The sequence below is a fragment of the Limnospira fusiformis SAG 85.79 genome (assembly GCF_012516315.1).
Lineage (GTDB): Bacteria > Cyanobacteriota > Cyanobacteriia > Cyanobacteriales > Microcoleaceae > Limnospira > Limnospira fusiformis.
Window position 1 is genome coordinate 3,186,672 of sequence record NZ_CP051185.1, and the last position, 15,956, is coordinate 3,202,627.

A 15,956-nucleotide genomic window follows, 5' to 3' on the forward strand; every position below is an offset into this window, starting at 1 on the left:
GCTATGACTAATCATTAGCGCCCTGAAACCGTCATAAGAAGTCGAAATAACTCGCGTCAATATCCAAAAAGAAATTATCCTGAATAACGGCTAACAGTTGCTGAGTACCATCTAGGGTGGTCTGAATAATTGCCGTTCCTTCTGGTAGACTAACATTGGTAGCAACAGATAGCTCCTGGGATGGAACTAATTCATGATTTTCTCTGCGTCCCCGTAACATCACCGTATCTTTCTCTGGGTCAAAATCACCGATCAGGGTGTAACCTCTTCCGGCGCGACTTATTCCCACTAGGGTATCATTTCCTTGGTCACCAAATAACAGATCATTACCACTACCGCCTACTAGGTAGTCGTCTCCCTGACCGCCATAGATGGTATCATTACCGCCGTCACCATAAATTGTATCATTGCCCTGGTTGCCAAATAACAGGTCGTCATCTGCGCCACCGTAAATGATATCATCACCGATATCGCCGAATATGGTATCTCTACCTTCAGCCCCTGATAAGATATCATTACCCTGACCGCCATAAATCAGGTCATCTCCCCCTTGACCATCTATGAAATCATCACCCATAAATCCGTAAATGGTATCATTACCGCCGCGACCTAGGATGACATCATTCCCATTGGTTCCAAATAACTCATCGTCATTGTTAGTACCAATTTGAGTCGTGGCTGGACTCAGGGGAGGCAATTGATCAAAATGATTCTGAAGCAGGAAAACATTATTGCCAGGACCACCAAATAAGGTATCTATCTCATCTGTCGATACACGGGGAGGTACAGGGGTTGACGGGGTTGACGGGGTTTCGGTATTGGTTAGATTTAGAATTAGGTCTTCCATGGGTATAAAAAATAAACAACAACTCGGACTTTGACTGTGTTTTCTGCTACCCTGATTTTAGCTCAGGAAATTTGGCTAAAAATCCGATATTTGGGTCGGCATGGTCATTTACTTGTACAACATGAACATTCTGGCGATTTATTAAGAAAATCTAAAATAATTTTCCTCTAAATCGAAGCAGAAAACGTCCTTGACTAGGGCAATTAAGTCAAAATCTCCTTGGCGATTTTGGCCAACAATTGCTGTACCGGGGGGTAATTGTTCGGGGGAAGGTTAGAGTCGAAAAGTTCCTCGGAAGTCCGTTAACTGGATGATATCCTCATCCAGAGCAAAGTGATCAATTAATGTATAACCAGGAACTCGATCGCTAATACCCATTAAGTATCATCCCCCCTATCACCCAATAACAGGTCGCTACCTGTTTCACCTACGAGAGTCATTACCTTGACCTCCGTAAATGGTATCATCATCTCGGTGCTAGTATTAGGTATCTGTACCAAAGTTGAAGACAGATTCAAAAGCGGCCAACAACGGTTCAAGTGTCGTGATTGTGGACCACAGTTTGTTGAAAACCCCACCAAAAAGGTGATTCACCAAGGAACACGGTCTCTGATTGACCGTTGGCGGACTGAGGGAATTCCCCAGGCTGGAATAGCAGGAGCCGTCCAAGTGCCTGAACCCTGGCTGCCAAACTACGTTAATCAGAAATATGTCTCTGTACGCCGCCAAGTCCAGGTAAGGCTCAAAAAAAGGGGGTTTAACAATACCTTGAGGCAAGGAGTGTCTCGCTTAGTAGGCAAGGCCTTGTCCTTTTCCAAGTGTTGGCAGAATCACATTAGTGCCTAATGGTATTTTATCGATCGCCACAAGGCATCATTACTTCTTTGAGGAATGCCCAAAAGTCCCATATTTATGGATTTCGGTAATAATTAAAACTGGAGACTGTGTGATTTTCATCATAGCAATTAGTTACCCCTCAACCAAAACTCCAGTGGCGCACAATCAAACACCCATTCTAAGCCAAAATTATTAATAGTTTTGACTAAAATAATATCGTCCAAATTAACCTGATCTAACTTTAAGCTAAAATGCCATTGGTGGTCATAATTATCTGAGCAGGTAATTGTTTGCCGATAAACTAAGAGAGTATTTAGATAAACCAAAATTTCGGAAACCTGACCACCAGGGTTAATTTCGGAAACCCAACCCCCCAATTCCAAAACCCCATCAGCGGTAAGATGACAATGTTCAATTTTTCCTATAGGATGATGATAATATCGAAAATTCTCCCAAGTCATGGTCGGATTTTTCGCCAAAATATATAGGTCTTGATACCGACAAATTCCCTGCGGTATGCGATGATAAACAGCCTGATGGTCGGAAATATCAGCAATGGTATTAGCGACAAAATTTTCGCCGACATAACTGGTTCCATATTCCCCCAAGTCCAAAGTTCTGCTTTCACTATTCAGACAAAATAATAACTCGGAATCATCAATCATTAAATGAGATGGTAATAAACTGCGATCATGGACGCTAAATAATAATAAACCGTTGGGATTAAGTAAGTCATATAACACCTTTAACCATTGGGAAAAGGTAGCTTTAGGGAGATGGCTAAAAAAGGAACAAGCCAAAATCACATCAAAACTCTGACTACAAAGATAGTCTTTTGGCTGAGAGGTAGACACAATACCATTAACGCCAAATTGTTCAACCTGAAACTTTACCCCCTCGGCATAAATATCAGAAATCCAGACTTTATCTGAGGGTATTTCTTGCACAAAAAACCTGGTAGAGCGACCATAGCCACTAGCAAAGTCTAAAAAGGCACTGATTTTATGAAAGCTGCCAAAATGCCAATCAACGACTTGTTTGACGGCATCAAAAATGCGAATGCCATTGCTATAGTAACGAATTATAGCGCGTTCAGGGCTGCCTTGATTTTGGAGGGCGAATAAATACATCTCATCCTGATTGTCAATGGTTGAATTAAAGCGATCAGGAAACTTAACTTGATGGTTAACAAATGTTTTAATGGCTGGCATTTCAGCACCGGATATGGTATAATTCATACAAGATAATCCTCCAATATTGTGATATTTAGCTGGTGGAGACAGTCTAGCAGACTGGTTGGCACATCTCAACGGGAAGCGGTTGGCTCTGGAATGGGGATCCATGGTGGAGTTGAGAAAAAAGGTGATCGGAGGTTGTAAGATAAGATCAAGCTGTTGTTAACAACCCGATTCAAGATCATGAAAGTCTATGTCTTGCTGTTCAATGCCGGGACTGATAATGAGGGAATCCATACAATTCAGATGGGCGATCGCAATAAGGTGTTAATGTTTGAGGAGGAAGACGATGCCATCCGCTTTGGTGGTTTGTTGGAAGCCCAAGATTTCCCCAGTCCCTGTATTGAGGGAATTGATGATGATGAAATCAAAGAATTCTGTCGCAGTGTAGATTATGATTGGGAGCTGATTCCGTCTGGGGCTTTAGCGATTCCTCCAGAAAATAATGTGGAGGAGTTGGAGTGGGAAAAGCAAGGCAAAACCCAAGACGAAAGGGACTCAGAGGAATCTTCAGAATTCCCATCAGACGAACTCGACAGCATTCGCCGTCGCCTAGAAGGTTTACTTTAGCCTGATAACTTGTGAAGGACCAACAGCAAAACATGACTAATTTGGAAACGCGGGGCCATTTATTGACGGAACAGGCTAATGCGAGTAGCGAAAACCTCGATCGCCTGACTTCCCTAGAATTGGTGGATTTGTTCAACCGCGAGGATGTCAGAACTTTACTGGCGATCGCCCATGCCCGCGAATCCCTGGCCCTAGCCATCGACATAACTACACAATCCCTAAAAAAAGGGGGGAGGTTATTTTACGTCGGGGCGGGTACGAGTGGCCGTTTAGGGGTGTTAGATGCGGCTGAATGTCCGCCCACCTTCTGTAGTCCCCCGGAACTGGTACAGGGGATTATTGCGGGGGGCGCAGGGGCATTAATTCGTAGTTCGGAAGAATTAGAAGATAGGGCGACAGATGGGGAAAAAGCGATCGCCCACCGCCAAATCACGGAGTTAGATGTCGTCCTAGGAATTACGGCTGGCGGCACAACTCCCTATGTTCATGGGGCGCTACAAGCAGCGAAAAGTCGAGGGGCAAAAACGATATTTATGGCTTGTGTTCCCAGGGAACAAGTGACGTTTGATGCTGATGTAGATATCCGCCTTTTAGTAGGTCCAGAAATCCTGGCGGGTTCGACTCGTCTGAAAGCGGGAACTGTCACCAAAATGGCATTAAATATCATCTCAACCAGTGTGATGGTGAGGCTAGGAAAAGTCTACGGTAATCGCATGGTTGATGTGGCGGTGACGAATAATAAATTACGCGATCGGGCGATGCGTATTTTAATTGATTTAACAGGTATGACTCGCTCACAAGCGGCAGAATTATTAGAACGCAGTAATAAATCGGTGAAATTAGCCCTATTAATGTATTGGACTGATTTAGATGCGTCAGGGGGAATTCAACTGCTTGATGAATGTCAAGGACAATTGAGAGATGCGGTGTTAAAGCATCAAAAAACCATCAAAAATAATTAGCAGTCAACTATCTATTTCCAACTTAATGGTTCCCCTCACGCTCAATCCATCTCCCCAGTGGGGGGACTTTGATATAACTCCTCTATCAATTATCAATTAATGAGTGACTTTAACCGGTCGGAATGGCATGGTATTCTTAACCTGAAATATTCCCAAAATAATGGGATTACCCAAGTAGTTAATAAGTATACGATCGCGCCCTATAAAATCCAACGCCCTTTTTATCCGCCAGGGGAGGAAATTTGCCAGAGTGTAGCATTACATACAGCGGGGGGAATGGTGGGGGGCGATCGCCTATCGCAGAACCTGCATTTACAAGCGGATACGAAAGTTTTATTAACTACGGCGGCGGCGAGTAGAGTTTATCGTAGCACGGGAAAAACTGCCAGCCAAAATGTTAAGATTAAACTAGAAAAAGGCGCTTATTTAGAATATCTGCCCCGAGAAACCATCATTTTTAATGGTGCTATTTATCGTCAAGATTTACGGGTAGAATTAGCCCCAGAAGCGACCTGGTTAGGATGGGAAATTACCCGGTTTGGTCGTTCAGCCAGGGGGGAAAAATTTATGGAGGGAGAGTGGCGATCGCACACGGAAATATGGCAAAATGAGAAACCCCTATGGATAGATAGACAATGGCTTCCTGGGGGTGAAACCATTTTAGAGAGTCCCCACGGCTTAGGAGGATGGCCTGTGGTTGCTACCCTCACCTGGGTAGGTGAACCTGTTTCCAAAGAGACCCTAAACCATGTTAGAATGCTGTGGGGTGAACACCAAAGGGAAGGGGAAGCCGGGGCGACTCAACTGTTATCAGGGTTATTGTGTCGTTATCGTGGTCCGTCTAGCCAAGAAGCGATCGCCTGGTTTACTGAAATTTGGCAGTTATTACGCCCCAATTTATCAGGAAAAAACATCACCAAACCGCGAGTTTGGAATGTTTAATAACTGGACTCATTTAAGGAGTTGTGAATGCAACTATCACCCCAAGAAAAAGATAAACTACTAATTTTTACTGCCGCCTTAGTAGCGGAAAGACGTAAAGCCAGGGGAGTTAAATTAAACTATCCCGAAGCTGTCGCCTACCTATCTGCTGCCATTTTAGAAGGGGCGCGAGATGGTCGAACTGTGGCGGATTTAATGAGTTATGGAACGACTCTATTAACTAAAGATGATGTGATGGAAGGGGTAGCGGAAATGGTGGACGAGGTACAGGTAGAAGCGACGTTTCCCGATGGTACGAAATTGGTAACAGTTCATAATCCCATCCAATAAAACAATCACTATTTAATTAACTATGATTCCCGGAGAAATAATCGTTAAACCAGGAGAAATCGAACTTAATTCGGGTCGCGAAACTGTGAAAATTCATGTAGCTAATACAGGCGATCGCCCCATCCAAGTCGGTTCTCATTTCCACTTTTACGAAGTTAATCCCGCCTTAGAATTTGCCCGAGAAACGGCTAGGGGAATGCGGTTAAATATCCCCGCTGGTACAGCCATCAGATTTGAACCCGGAGATAACCGGGAAGTCGAATTAGTGACTGTAGCCGGAAGTCGTGAAATTTACGGTTTTAATGGGTTAATTAATGGCACATTATCACCCGAAGTTAAGCGGGAAAAACGCAAAAAAGATAAGTCTAAAAAAAAGCCTAAGTAAATCTGGTGAGTTAACCCGCCGCCAGCTTGAAAATAGCTATATTGTGATTAATTAGGAGCTAAAAATGAGTTATCGCATGGATAGACAAGCCTACGCGGAAACCTTCGGACCGACGGTAGGCGATCGCATTCGATTAGCCGATACAGAACTATTTATAGAAGTTGAAAGAGACTTAACTACCTACGGAGATGAGGTCAAATTTGGGGGTGGTAAAGTAATTAGGGATGGTATGGGACAATCTCCCATTTCCAGGGAAGATGGCGCGGTTGATGTGGTAATTACTAACGCCCTAATTTTAGACTGGTGGGGAATTATTAAAGCTGATGTGGGTATTAAAGACGGTAAAATCTGCAAAATTGGTAAAGCGGGAAATCCCTATATTCAAGACAACGTTGATATTATTATTGGTCCGTCTACAGAGGCGATTGCTGGAGAAGGTAAAATCCTAACTGCTGGCGGAATTGATAGCCATATTCACTTTATTTGTCCCCAGCAAATTGAAACAGCGATCGCCTCTGGAATTACCACCATGTTAGGGGGTGGGACTGGACCCGCCACCGGAACTAATGCCACCACCTGTACTCCCGGACCATGGAATATTCATAGAATGCTACAGGCGGCGGAAGCCTTCCCGATGAATTTAGGATTTTTAGGGAAGGGAAACAGCGCCCAACCCCAGGGCTTAGTTGAACAGGTAATGGCGGGCGCAATGGGTTTAAAACTTCATGAAGATTGGGGAACTACACCAGCGGCGATCGATGTTTGTTTAACAGTTGCGGATAAATATGATATTCAAGTAGCTATTCACACAGATACCCTGAATGAGGCGGGCTTTGTAGAGAATACCATAGCCGCGTTTAAAGACCGGGTAATTCACACCTACCACACGGAAGGCGCGGGGGGTGGTCATGCGCCAGATATCATCAAAGTTTGTAGTTATAAAAATGTCCTGCCTTCCTCGACGAACCCCACCCGTCCTTATACTGCAAATACCCTAGAAGAACATTTAGATATGTTGATGGTTTGTCACCATCTCGATCGCCATATTCCCGAAGATGTCGCCTTTGCCGAGTCCCGCATACGTCGGGAAACGATCGCCGCCGAAGATATCCTTCACGACCTAGGCGCATTTAGTATGATAGCCTCGGACTCCCAAGCTATGGGAAGGGTAGGAGAAACCATTATCCGCACTTGGCAAACCGCCCATAAAATGAAGGTACAAAGGGGGTTATTACCATCCCCAGAAAATGCGGCAGAAACCCATGATAATTTCCGGGCTAAACGCTACATTGCTAAGTATACCATTAATCCTGCTATTGCCCATGGAATTAATGATTATGTCGGTTCGGTTGAAGAGGGTAAATTAGCAGATTTATGTCTATGGAAACCGGCATTTTTTGGAGTTAAACCGGAAATCGTGATTAAAGGGGGGGCGATCGCCTGGTCACAAATGGGAGACCCCAACGCCAGTATTCCCACACCCCAACCCATTTATATGCGTCCGATGTTTGCTAGTTTTGGAGGCGCGATATCTGCCACATCCTTAACCTTTGTTTCCCAGGCTTCTTTAGAGGGTAAAACTATGCAAAAACTGGGTTTAAAAAAAGCAACAGTTCCCGTATCTAATACCCGCCATTTGAGCAAATTAGACATGAAATTAAACGATAGTTTACCCCAGATCGAAGTAGATCCAGAAACCTACGAAGTCACGGCAGACGGGGAACTACTAACCTGTGAACCCGCCACAGTTTTACCCATGGCGCAGCGCTATTTCTTATTCTAACTTCACCCTTTAGGCAAGGTTGACAAACTCTCCCAGAAGCAGGTAGAATAAATTAAGATAAGGTGGCAACGATCGCACAGTTACGTCCGTTAGCCTTAGCGCGATATAAAGCCCCATCAGCCGCCTTGATTACAGCCATTGGGGTAGTTCCATGTTGAGGAAAACAAGCAACTCCTATAGAGGCGGTGAGGGTGTTTAAATTTTGACCGTTATGGTTGAGATGGAGTTGGCTAATAGCAGTGCGGATAGCTTCAGCCCGATCGCAGATAGCGGGTAAAGACAATTCTGGCATAATTAGAGTCATTTCCTCGCCGCCATAGCGACAAGCAATATCTGAACCGCGCACACTGTTTTTCAATACTTCAGCAACCACCTGTAAGACATAATCCCCTGCATCATGACCAAAGGTGTCGTTAAACTGCTTAAAATGGTCTATATCTAGCATGATCACACCAATGGGGTGCTGTTGACGTTGGGCGCGGAGAATCTCTTGATTAAAGGATTCTTCCAAATAGCGGCGGTTAAATAATCCAGTTAATGGATCTCGGATACTCTGATTTTGGAGGGTTTCTCGGAGGTTTAAATTAGCGATCGCTAAACTTAACTGTTCCGATACAGTGCGGGCTAATTGCTGTTTTGGTTCAGATCAAGCCGTGGCGGTTTTGGTAGCTAGATAAAATCATCCCAAAGTTTCCCCCTGAGCTACCATGGGAATACAAAGGGTAACCGCCAATTCTGTAGTGTTTTGGATATGCTGACACCGAGGACTTGAGCGTTGATTTCCTACTTCATAGGGACGACCCCGGCGCAGTCCCCAACAATGCTTAGGGTCAAAATCAACTGCTGAATGCAAATCAGACCCCCACCGAGCCACATTTTCAACCCGGTTGCGGGAACTACAGGTTCTAAACAGACCACCCGAACACTCTGGGAAGAGTAAGGTGCGACTGGGCGGGCGATCGCCTCATAAGCCTCATCGACATTGTTACAAGCCTGCAAAAATTCGTTAATTTCACCCAAAATCACCATCTCTTGGTGACGCTGCTTGAGATCATCTAACCTTTGTTCCAACTCTTGATTAACTTGTTGGAGAGCCTTTTCTGACTGTTTAGTTCGGGTCACGTCCCGGAAAGTGACCGCAAAACCATCCCCCAATTTAACCGCCACATTTTCAAACCAACAGTCAATGCCATCATGTTGATAATGAAACTCATACTGGAAAGGTTCGCCGGACTCCACCACTTGGACTAATGCATCAAATAAACCATCAGTTTTATTTCCCGGCATTTCTTCTAATAATTGTTTACCGATTAATTTTTGAGGCGATCGCCCCACCAATTTGCCAGCCGTGGGATTAGTCAACAACCAGATAAAATCCACTATTTCCCCAGTCTCATCCCGCAGAGAACGAAAAGCCATAATCCCATCAAGGGAACTATTTAATACACTAGCCAACTGCGCCTCAGAAGTTTGTAAAGCCTCCTGTATTTCCACCATGTGGGTGATATCTGTCACCAGTTTAATGCAGCCGTCATATTGCCCCATATCATCAAACAAAGGTGTAGCAGAAACCAAAACCCAGACCACTTTACCATCACGGTGGCACAGATGGGCGCGATGTTGACCCATTATACCCTGATGACGCTGGTTTAGATAAATTTCAGCCATCGAAGATCCTTCTGTGTCGATCAAATCTAGGAAAGACATTCCCAGCATATCCGTGACAGAATAGCCTAGCATTTTTGCCATTTGCTGATTGACAAAGCTGGTGTGATCTGTCTTATCTAAAACCCACACTCCCTCCTGGGTGGTTTCAATAATGGTGCGATATTTGGCTTCACTGTATTTGAGGGCTAATGAGCGCCTGTTTGCGATCAGTAATATCGTAATTAATCCCCGTCATCGCTCCGGGTACCGTCACTATCGCGCTGGACTATGCCTGCCCCTCGCAACCAACGCTTGATTCCATCGGGTCTAACAATACGAAATTCTACATTAAAAAAATTATCTTGGGCTATGGCTGCTTTGATAGCCTTTTCAACCTCGGTAATATCATCTCGATGGACGAGATTAGCCCAGTCTTGATAGACTACTTTACCCTGGCAACCTTGCAACCCAAAAATCTCATACATCCGCTGATCCCAGTTTACCGTATCTTTGAGATCCCAATCCCAAGTCCCAATTTGACCTGCTTCTAGGGCGAGGGAACCGATCGCCACTAACCAAAGATAGGGCCCATCTTACAAGGTGCATGGTTCACTCTAAGGACCACCTCTCATCCTCTACCGCCTCTACCACAATGCCACCATTCCCATGCAAGTCGATTTCGTACAATAAAACGCGATCGCATTTTAGTAATCTTTGCACCTCATCCGCTGTGGTCTGTAGAATTTCCTTGAGTTTCAGCGATCACCGAATCCGCAGGGCCATAGTCGCGATGATATGATCCCAAGTCTGTCTGATTTCGTCGCTGTCGCGCAGTTCCTGACAACCATTCCTTACCTGGTCGGCCCATTTACTATTTAAATCTCTGAAGGGTTGATTATTCATCTGTATTAGCAAATGCCTTGAGGGCTGACCTGATCGAAAAAAAGTCTATACAATGGCAATCATGGCAATAATTTTAATATTTGTCATAATTTTAACTGATTACCTCCAAAAATTAAAATCCCTCCTCCCTCAGTGGCGATACTTGCTTTTTTTAGCGGCTGATGCTATCATATTATATAATACAGATATGCACTAAATTATTTTTTTGCAATAATGACCATTATTTAAGATTATGTAAATATGATATCACTAATCGCCGCCGCCTGTCAACCCCTCTGGCCGATTTCGGCGGGCTATTTTTTAAAAAAATTGACCAAAAAATCAACCCGAGATAATTTAACTGTAGAATAGAAGCAGGGAAGCCACAGGAGGAAATGATGATAATTAACCTAATTTGTAAGTTTATTCAAATGGTCAATTCATGCACCTTGTCGGCGAGTCTTTCGGGTTCTCCTGAGAGAGGAAATAGCAAAATATTAGGGATGTTAGGATTATCAATCAACTCGGGCAATCGATTCAATTGTCTCTCGGTAATGGAAATACCATCAGAGGCTTCGACATAGACAATTTCATCATCAAAATTTTCTTCAGCATAAACCTGGATAAAAAAGCGATCGACCCCCCATGCTTCTAGGTCTGCGGCAAAATACTGTTTTGCCCAATAGGGGTTATGGTGGCAGATATCAAAACTAACTGAGGGGTTAGCGGCTTTCATTTGTGCAATCATATTGCGGACAAAATTAGTTAATTTAGGAGTGCGATCGATTTGACCGGGTAACTCATCATGATAACCCAAATAATCATCCCATTGTACAGCATCAATGGTGGGGTATTTTTGGACAAATTCAACCACAATATCAGTAAAAAATTGAGCAACTTCTGGGATACCCACATTCAAGACATAATGATCAACTCCTGGGTGAGTGCGATCGACTCCTGGGACGATCCAACCTCTCTGGACTGCCCAATCAAAGGCGTGACTATTTTCATCTATTTTAATGCCTTTTTCAAAGTAAGCATGAACTTCCATGCCGTGTTTATGGGCTTCATCAATCAACCAATCAATCCATTCTTCTTCAAACAAATTTTGACAGCTACTATAACCAAATTTTGCCTGCATTACTTGACTTTCATACATGGTACAAGCGTTACCCCATACCCCATGAATAATGGTATTAATACCGCGATCGCGATAGTAGCGAACCCTAGCCCTAATGGTTTCTTCGCTAGCGTTATTTGTGGCTTGATAACGACTTAAATAAATGCCTCTAATGGGTTTACCTTCCCAGGTATTGAGTGGGGATGATGGTATAGGGGAAGGTGGCTTGATGGTTGGTGATTTGGGTGGCGTTTCCGGTTGGGCTTCCGGTTGTGGTTGGGATTGTGGTTTCGGTTCAGGATTGGTAGTCTGAGGAATTTCTGGAATATTTGGTAAAGTAGGCGGTGATTTATCAGTGGAAGTTGCCCAAGTATTCAAAAATGGAATATCGGCGATAATCTCATGATTGAAAAACCTACTAATTTCCAAGTTATCTCGCTGTGTAAATAGCCAATAACCGCCGCCCAAAAACAGCAGAATTACTGAAAAGGGAATACTGGCACATCCACAGCCTCCAGGTTCTCGTTTTTGATTAGACATGATTTGTTAATGAGTGCGAAACTACTTGAGAATATCGGCGATACTTTAATTATTACCTAAAAACCTGATTTCTGCCAACTGGCTATATTACTTAGGGTCTGTGGGTTGGCTGAAAATGATGGTAATGGCGATCGCATGATGTATAATGGTAGGGTCCAAGTGTGTCCACGGATTAGGGATACCTGCATACAGACCGTTGTAGAAGCTGCTACAGGTTGTTCGCTTCAAAGATTCCCCTCACCCTCAATCCCTCTCCCACCCGGGTAGAGAGACGAGTGAAGACGTATTGCATAATTACTGAAAGGGCTGTATACTTCGGATTTAATCCGGAAAAGATTGGCAACAACCGTAAAGTACCATAATCCTATAGCTAGGAATACTAACTGAATCGCTGAATACTCAAAATTTAGTCTTGAAGGTTTGGGGGGGATAAAAACAACTTCCGAAAACTGTCAACCTAAATTGATGTGAAAGGAACAGCAAAGCAATTATTTTTAATATGAAAATACTCTCTAACTGGCAATACAAAGTTCTGATATTAGTAGCTATATGCTTGGCAAGTATTTTGATTTTTCCCCCCTCAGTAAAAACTCAAGATGCGCCCATTTTTGTATCTTCAGAATCTCTAGTAAATCTGGCACAATTAAGCAGTGCTGAAACTTCGCCTGATAGTAATAGTTGGGATTTAGACTTGACTGAAGCTGGGGCAGATTATGATATTATTGAACTGCAAAAACGCTTACAAGAAAAGGGGTATTATCTAGGGGCGATCGATGGCATTTATGGGGAACAAACCAGAGCAGCTATTTCTAACTTTCAACTCAGTCTAGGCTTAGAAAGCACTGGTCTAGTGAATCAAGAAACCTGGGAATCTTTACTAGCAAATTCTGCGGCAGTTTCCCAGGCAAACCAGTCATTAAACTCCATGTCGCCAGACTTGCAAAAAATCATAGATAGAGGAGAGTTAATCGTCGCGATAAATCAAGAAGATTCGCCGCCTTTTTTTGCGGAAGATGCCAACGGTGAATTAATCGGATTAGATGTGGCGATCGCCAAAGGAATCGCCAGAAATTTAGGAGTAAAAGTTACCTTTAATCGTCGTGCCAATACCTTTAATGAAGTGGTAAATTTAGTTTCTCAAGGTGAGGCAGATATGGCGATTTCTAAACTGAGTCAAACCTTAGAAAGGGCAAAAATTGTTTCATTTTCTCATCCCTATTTAACTATGCGCCATGGTCTCTTATTAAATCGCCTGCAATTAACTCAAGCGCTAAGAAATAGAGATTTAGTTGAGTTTTTGAGAGATTTTGAAGGAAGGATGGGTGTGATTAATGCCTCTTCTTATGAGAGATTTGCCATGGACAAATTTCCCAAAGCTACCATTATCAGATATTCCAATTGGGACGATTTAATTAAAGGTGCAATGATGGGAGATATACTAGCAGCATACCGGGATGAGTTGGAGGTTAAAAAGATTCTGATTAATTACCCCAATGTAGCTTTAAATTTTCAAACTGTCGCGTTAACAGATACCCAAGATCCGATCGCGATCGCTTTACCGTGGTCTAGTAATCACCTGTTAAAGTTTGTGAATTTGTATCTGACAATGAACGAAAAACAATATACAGTTAGTCAGTTATTAGAAGATTATTCTGATTTGTTAGTGTCCCCCTCTCAGTCTCGTCAACTCAACTCACAAAATTAACAAAAATACCCATTGATAAAATATGAATTTTTACAGCGTCTCTAAGCAGTTAATTAAAATCCTAAAAAATCCCTGGTCGATTGTTCCTTCTATCCTTCTGGGTTTATATATTGGCATTGTTCATAAAGATATTGCCTTGTTGTTAACCCCGTTGGGAGAACTATATCTAATTCTCCTCAAAATGTGCGTTTTACCGTTGTTATTTTCAGCCATAACAATGAGTGTGGGTAAGCTGATTTCTAGTCATGAAGCCAATAAATATGTGAAACGGATTTTAATAGTATTTTCGGTGAGTTTATTAGGGGTTAGTATCATCGGCGCAACAGCCGCATTTTTAACTAATCCTGGGGGTAATTTAGAAGATTCTACCCTCGCAGCTTTGGGGGTAGTTGTGAATACTTCTGAGTTAGATTTTGAGTTATCTTTGACGGGTCCAATTATCGAAAATAGGGAAGAATCACTGCTGATATCTTTTTTGTTTAACTTAATTCCTGAGAATATTTTTGCATCTCTAAGCCAGGGTAATTCTCTGGAAATACTATTTTTTTCCATTGTATTTGGTATCGCTATGGGATATTCACAATCACCCGCCAAGGAGGATGTATTTAAGATTTTAGAAACCTTATTTAATACATCCAAAAAGTTAATTGATTGGATTATTTTATTCCTCCCTTTTGGTTTGTGTTTCCTGTTGGCTTCCCAAATGGCAACTACTGGTTTTGGGATTTTGGTAGCTATGCAAAATTTTGTAGTGATTGCCATTGTAGCTTTTATAATTATATACATTATCAGTACCCTGGTAATTTGGCATAAGTCTGGCTATGGTTTTGGTCAGGTTTTGATGGTCTTAAAAGAACCGACAATTTTAGCTTTAGCAACTCGTAGTAGTTTTACCTGTTTACCTTCTGCTATTTCGGCTTTAGATGAACACTTAAACTTCGATAAACAAACAGTTAATTTAGTCATTCCCCTAGCGATAACGGTGTGTCGATTTGGTCCGGTGGCCTATTTTGCGACAACTTCGGTGTTTGTGGCGCAACTCTATAACTATGAATTTAACCTGTCGAGTTTTGTAATTATCATTATCGCTTCTATTTTAGCAGGAATGGCCACGGCGGGGGCGACAGGAATTTTAACGCTGACCCTGTTGGATCTAATTTTAAAACCTTTAGGATTACCCCTAGAAGCTATACTGGTATTATTAATTGCGATCGACCCTATTATTGACCCTTTCCGAACTTTAACTATTGTACACACGGGAATAGCAGCGACAGCAGCGATCGCTGATACTCACCCACTTTCAACTGAAAAAACCACAACCTTAGCGCTTTCTCAAGATACTACTATCGAATAATTGATAACTATTTAAGGGGACTTGATATTTCGGGAATATTCTCATAGCCAAATGCTAAATCTAATGTCAAATTCGCCATAATTTCCAAGGGATCTATTGCTATTAATGAAGTTTTATCCAGTAATTTTAAGGCTACAGAAATCTCTGTACATCCAGCAATTAATAATTCTGCACCTTGGCTTTCCAGCCATTTTATAGCGGTTTTTAATATGTGAATAGGGGGTGGCAAAATTTGAACTCCTGTGGCTTTAATTCCCCAAATTGGATGGTAAATAGCATTCATAATATCTTGCTGTAATTCTGAGTTTAAAGCCGGGGCGATCGCTGTCAATCCCGCCGCCGTTAAACTATCCTGATAGAGATGGGCTTGTAAAGTGCCATCGGTAGCCAAAATTCCCACGCGATTAAGTCCAGGATAATGGAGTTTAATAAATCTAACTGTCTCCTGCATAATATGAATCCAGGGAATATTTAACTGAGGCTGTACCAGATTATAAAATCCGTGGGAAGTGTTACAGGTAATCACCAAAAAATCTGCCCCAGCCACTTCTAATATTTTACCATATTTGACCAACCAAGGCACACAACTTGGCTGATTTCCTAGTAAACTTTGGGTGCGATCGGGAAGGTCTGTAGCATTAATTAAAAACCAAATCGGGTGTTGGCGATCGCCACAAGCACCGCGAGTGGAATTTAAAGCCAGTAATAGCCGTTCAAATTCTATATGTGCTAAAGGACCCAATCCGCCAATAATTCCGGGGATAGCTTGTTGTTGAAAGATAGGTTGATTGTTCATTGAAATCATGTAATAATTAGG

General features: G+C 42.7%; 17 protein-coding genes. 9 read left to right on the forward strand and 8 right to left on the reverse strand.

Translation table 11 applies throughout. The annotated features are described in order from the left end of the window. Positions 1–31: 31 nt before the first annotated feature. On the reverse strand, positions 32–847 hold the full coding sequence (locus tag HFV01_RS14960; RefSeq protein ID WP_006625988.1) for a calcium-binding protein: 816 nt from the start codon (positions 845–847) through the stop codon (positions 32–34). 444 nt (positions 848–1,291) lie between these two features. On the opposite strand from HFV01_RS14960, the gene HFV01_RS14965 reads away from it, so the two are divergent. Beyond that, a complete protein-coding gene (locus HFV01_RS14965; RefSeq protein ID WP_318286267.1) occupies positions 1,292–1,693 on the forward strand; it encodes a hypothetical protein in 402 nt (133 codons plus the stop codon). Between the two features lie 119 nt (positions 1,694–1,812). Here the strand turns inward: HFV01_RS14965 and HFV01_RS14970 are convergent, their stop codons facing one another. Next, positions 1,813–2,922 (reverse strand): class I SAM-dependent methyltransferase, encoded by a 1,110-nt coding sequence (locus HFV01_RS14970; RefSeq protein ID WP_193521245.1) that lies wholly within the window; start codon positions 2,920–2,922, stop codon positions 1,813–1,815. A 180-nt stretch (positions 2,923–3,102) separates the two neighbouring features. Here HFV01_RS14970 and HFV01_RS14975 point away from each other — a divergent pair, with 180 nt between their 5' ends. The 6 genes from HFV01_RS14975 (at position 3,103) to ureC (ending at position 7,891) form a co-directional block, all read left to right on the forward strand. Beyond that, entirely contained in the window at positions 3,103–3,489 is a 387-nt protein-coding gene (locus HFV01_RS14975) for a DUF3110 domain-containing protein (protein ID WP_006625993.1), read from the forward strand. Positions 3,490–3,521: 32 nt separating this feature from the next. After that, entirely contained in the window at positions 3,522–4,451 is a 930-nt protein-coding gene (gene murQ, locus HFV01_RS14980; RefSeq protein ID WP_193521246.1) for an N-acetylmuramic acid 6-phosphate etherase, read from the forward strand. A 99-nt stretch (positions 4,452–4,550) separates the two neighbouring features. Next, complete coding sequence (locus HFV01_RS14985; RefSeq protein WP_006625995.1) at positions 4,551–5,393, forward strand: urease accessory protein UreD; 843 nt, start codon at positions 4,551–4,553, stop codon at positions 5,391–5,393. Between the two features lie 27 nt (positions 5,394–5,420). Next, the gene (gene ureA, locus HFV01_RS14990; protein WP_006619200.1) at positions 5,421–5,723 is read left to right on the forward strand and encodes an urease subunit gamma; all 303 of its coding nucleotides are present in this window, start codon (positions 5,421–5,423) and stop codon (positions 5,721–5,723) included. Positions 5,724–5,745: 22 nt separating this feature from the next. Beyond that, on the forward strand, positions 5,746–6,108 hold the full coding sequence (locus HFV01_RS14995; protein ID WP_006669016.1) for an urease subunit beta: 363 nt from the start codon (positions 5,746–5,748) through the stop codon (positions 6,106–6,108). 64 nt (positions 6,109–6,172) lie between these two features. Then, entirely contained in the window at positions 6,173–7,891 is a 1,719-nt protein-coding gene (ureC, locus tag HFV01_RS15000) for an urease subunit alpha (RefSeq protein ID WP_006625997.1), read from the forward strand. Between the two features lie 52 nt (positions 7,892–7,943). Here the strand turns inward: ureC and HFV01_RS15005 are convergent, their stop codons facing one another. The 5 genes from HFV01_RS15005 to HFV01_RS15025 form a co-directional block, all read right to left on the reverse strand. Then, entirely contained in the window at positions 7,944–8,402 is a 459-nt protein-coding gene (locus HFV01_RS15005; RefSeq protein WP_006625998.1) for a diguanylate cyclase, read from the reverse strand. 272 nt (positions 8,403–8,674) lie between these two features. Beyond that, the gene (locus HFV01_RS15010) at positions 8,675–9,781 is read right to left on the reverse strand and encodes a PAS domain-containing protein (protein ID WP_318286288.1); all 1,107 of its coding nucleotides are present in this window, start codon (positions 9,779–9,781) and stop codon (positions 8,675–8,677) included. Next, positions 9,781–10,110: a PAS domain-containing protein gene (locus HFV01_RS15015; protein WP_006626001.1), complete on the reverse strand. Its 330-nt coding sequence runs from the start codon at positions 10,108–10,110 to the stop codon at positions 9,781–9,783. Before HFV01_RS15015 ends, HFV01_RS15010 begins: the two co-directional genes overlap by 1 nt. Before the next feature lie 37 nt (positions 10,111–10,147). Further along, positions 10,148–10,297: a GAF domain-containing protein gene (locus HFV01_RS30785; protein WP_315664020.1), complete on the reverse strand. Its 150-nt coding sequence runs from the start codon at positions 10,295–10,297 to the stop codon at positions 10,148–10,150. A gap of 550 nt (positions 10,298–10,847) precedes the next feature. Continuing rightward, entirely contained in the window at positions 10,848–12,080 is a 1,233-nt protein-coding gene (locus HFV01_RS15025; RefSeq protein WP_006626005.1) for a family 10 glycosylhydrolase, read from the reverse strand. A gap of 499 nt (positions 12,081–12,579) precedes the next feature. On the opposite strand from HFV01_RS15025, the gene HFV01_RS15030 reads away from it, so the two are divergent. Both HFV01_RS15030 and HFV01_RS15035 read left to right on the forward strand, forming a co-directional pair. Then, complete coding sequence (locus HFV01_RS15030) at positions 12,580–13,785, forward strand: transporter substrate-binding domain-containing protein (protein ID WP_193521248.1); 1,206 nt, start codon at positions 12,580–12,582, stop codon at positions 13,783–13,785. 22 nt (positions 13,786–13,807) lie between these two features. After that, positions 13,808–15,139 carry a dicarboxylate/amino acid:cation symporter gene (locus HFV01_RS15035; protein ID WP_006669020.1) on the forward strand — a complete coding sequence of 444 codons (1,332 nt, stop codon included), beginning with the start codon at positions 13,808–13,810 and terminating at the stop codon, positions 15,137–15,139. Between the two features lie 7 nt (positions 15,140–15,146). Here HFV01_RS15035 and HFV01_RS15040 read toward each other — a convergent pair whose 3' ends face one another. Further along, on the reverse strand, positions 15,147–15,935 hold the full coding sequence (locus tag HFV01_RS15040; RefSeq protein WP_187757903.1) for an aspartate/glutamate racemase family protein: 789 nt from the start codon (positions 15,933–15,935) through the stop codon (positions 15,147–15,149). Between the last annotated feature and the right edge of the window lie 21 nt (positions 15,936–15,956).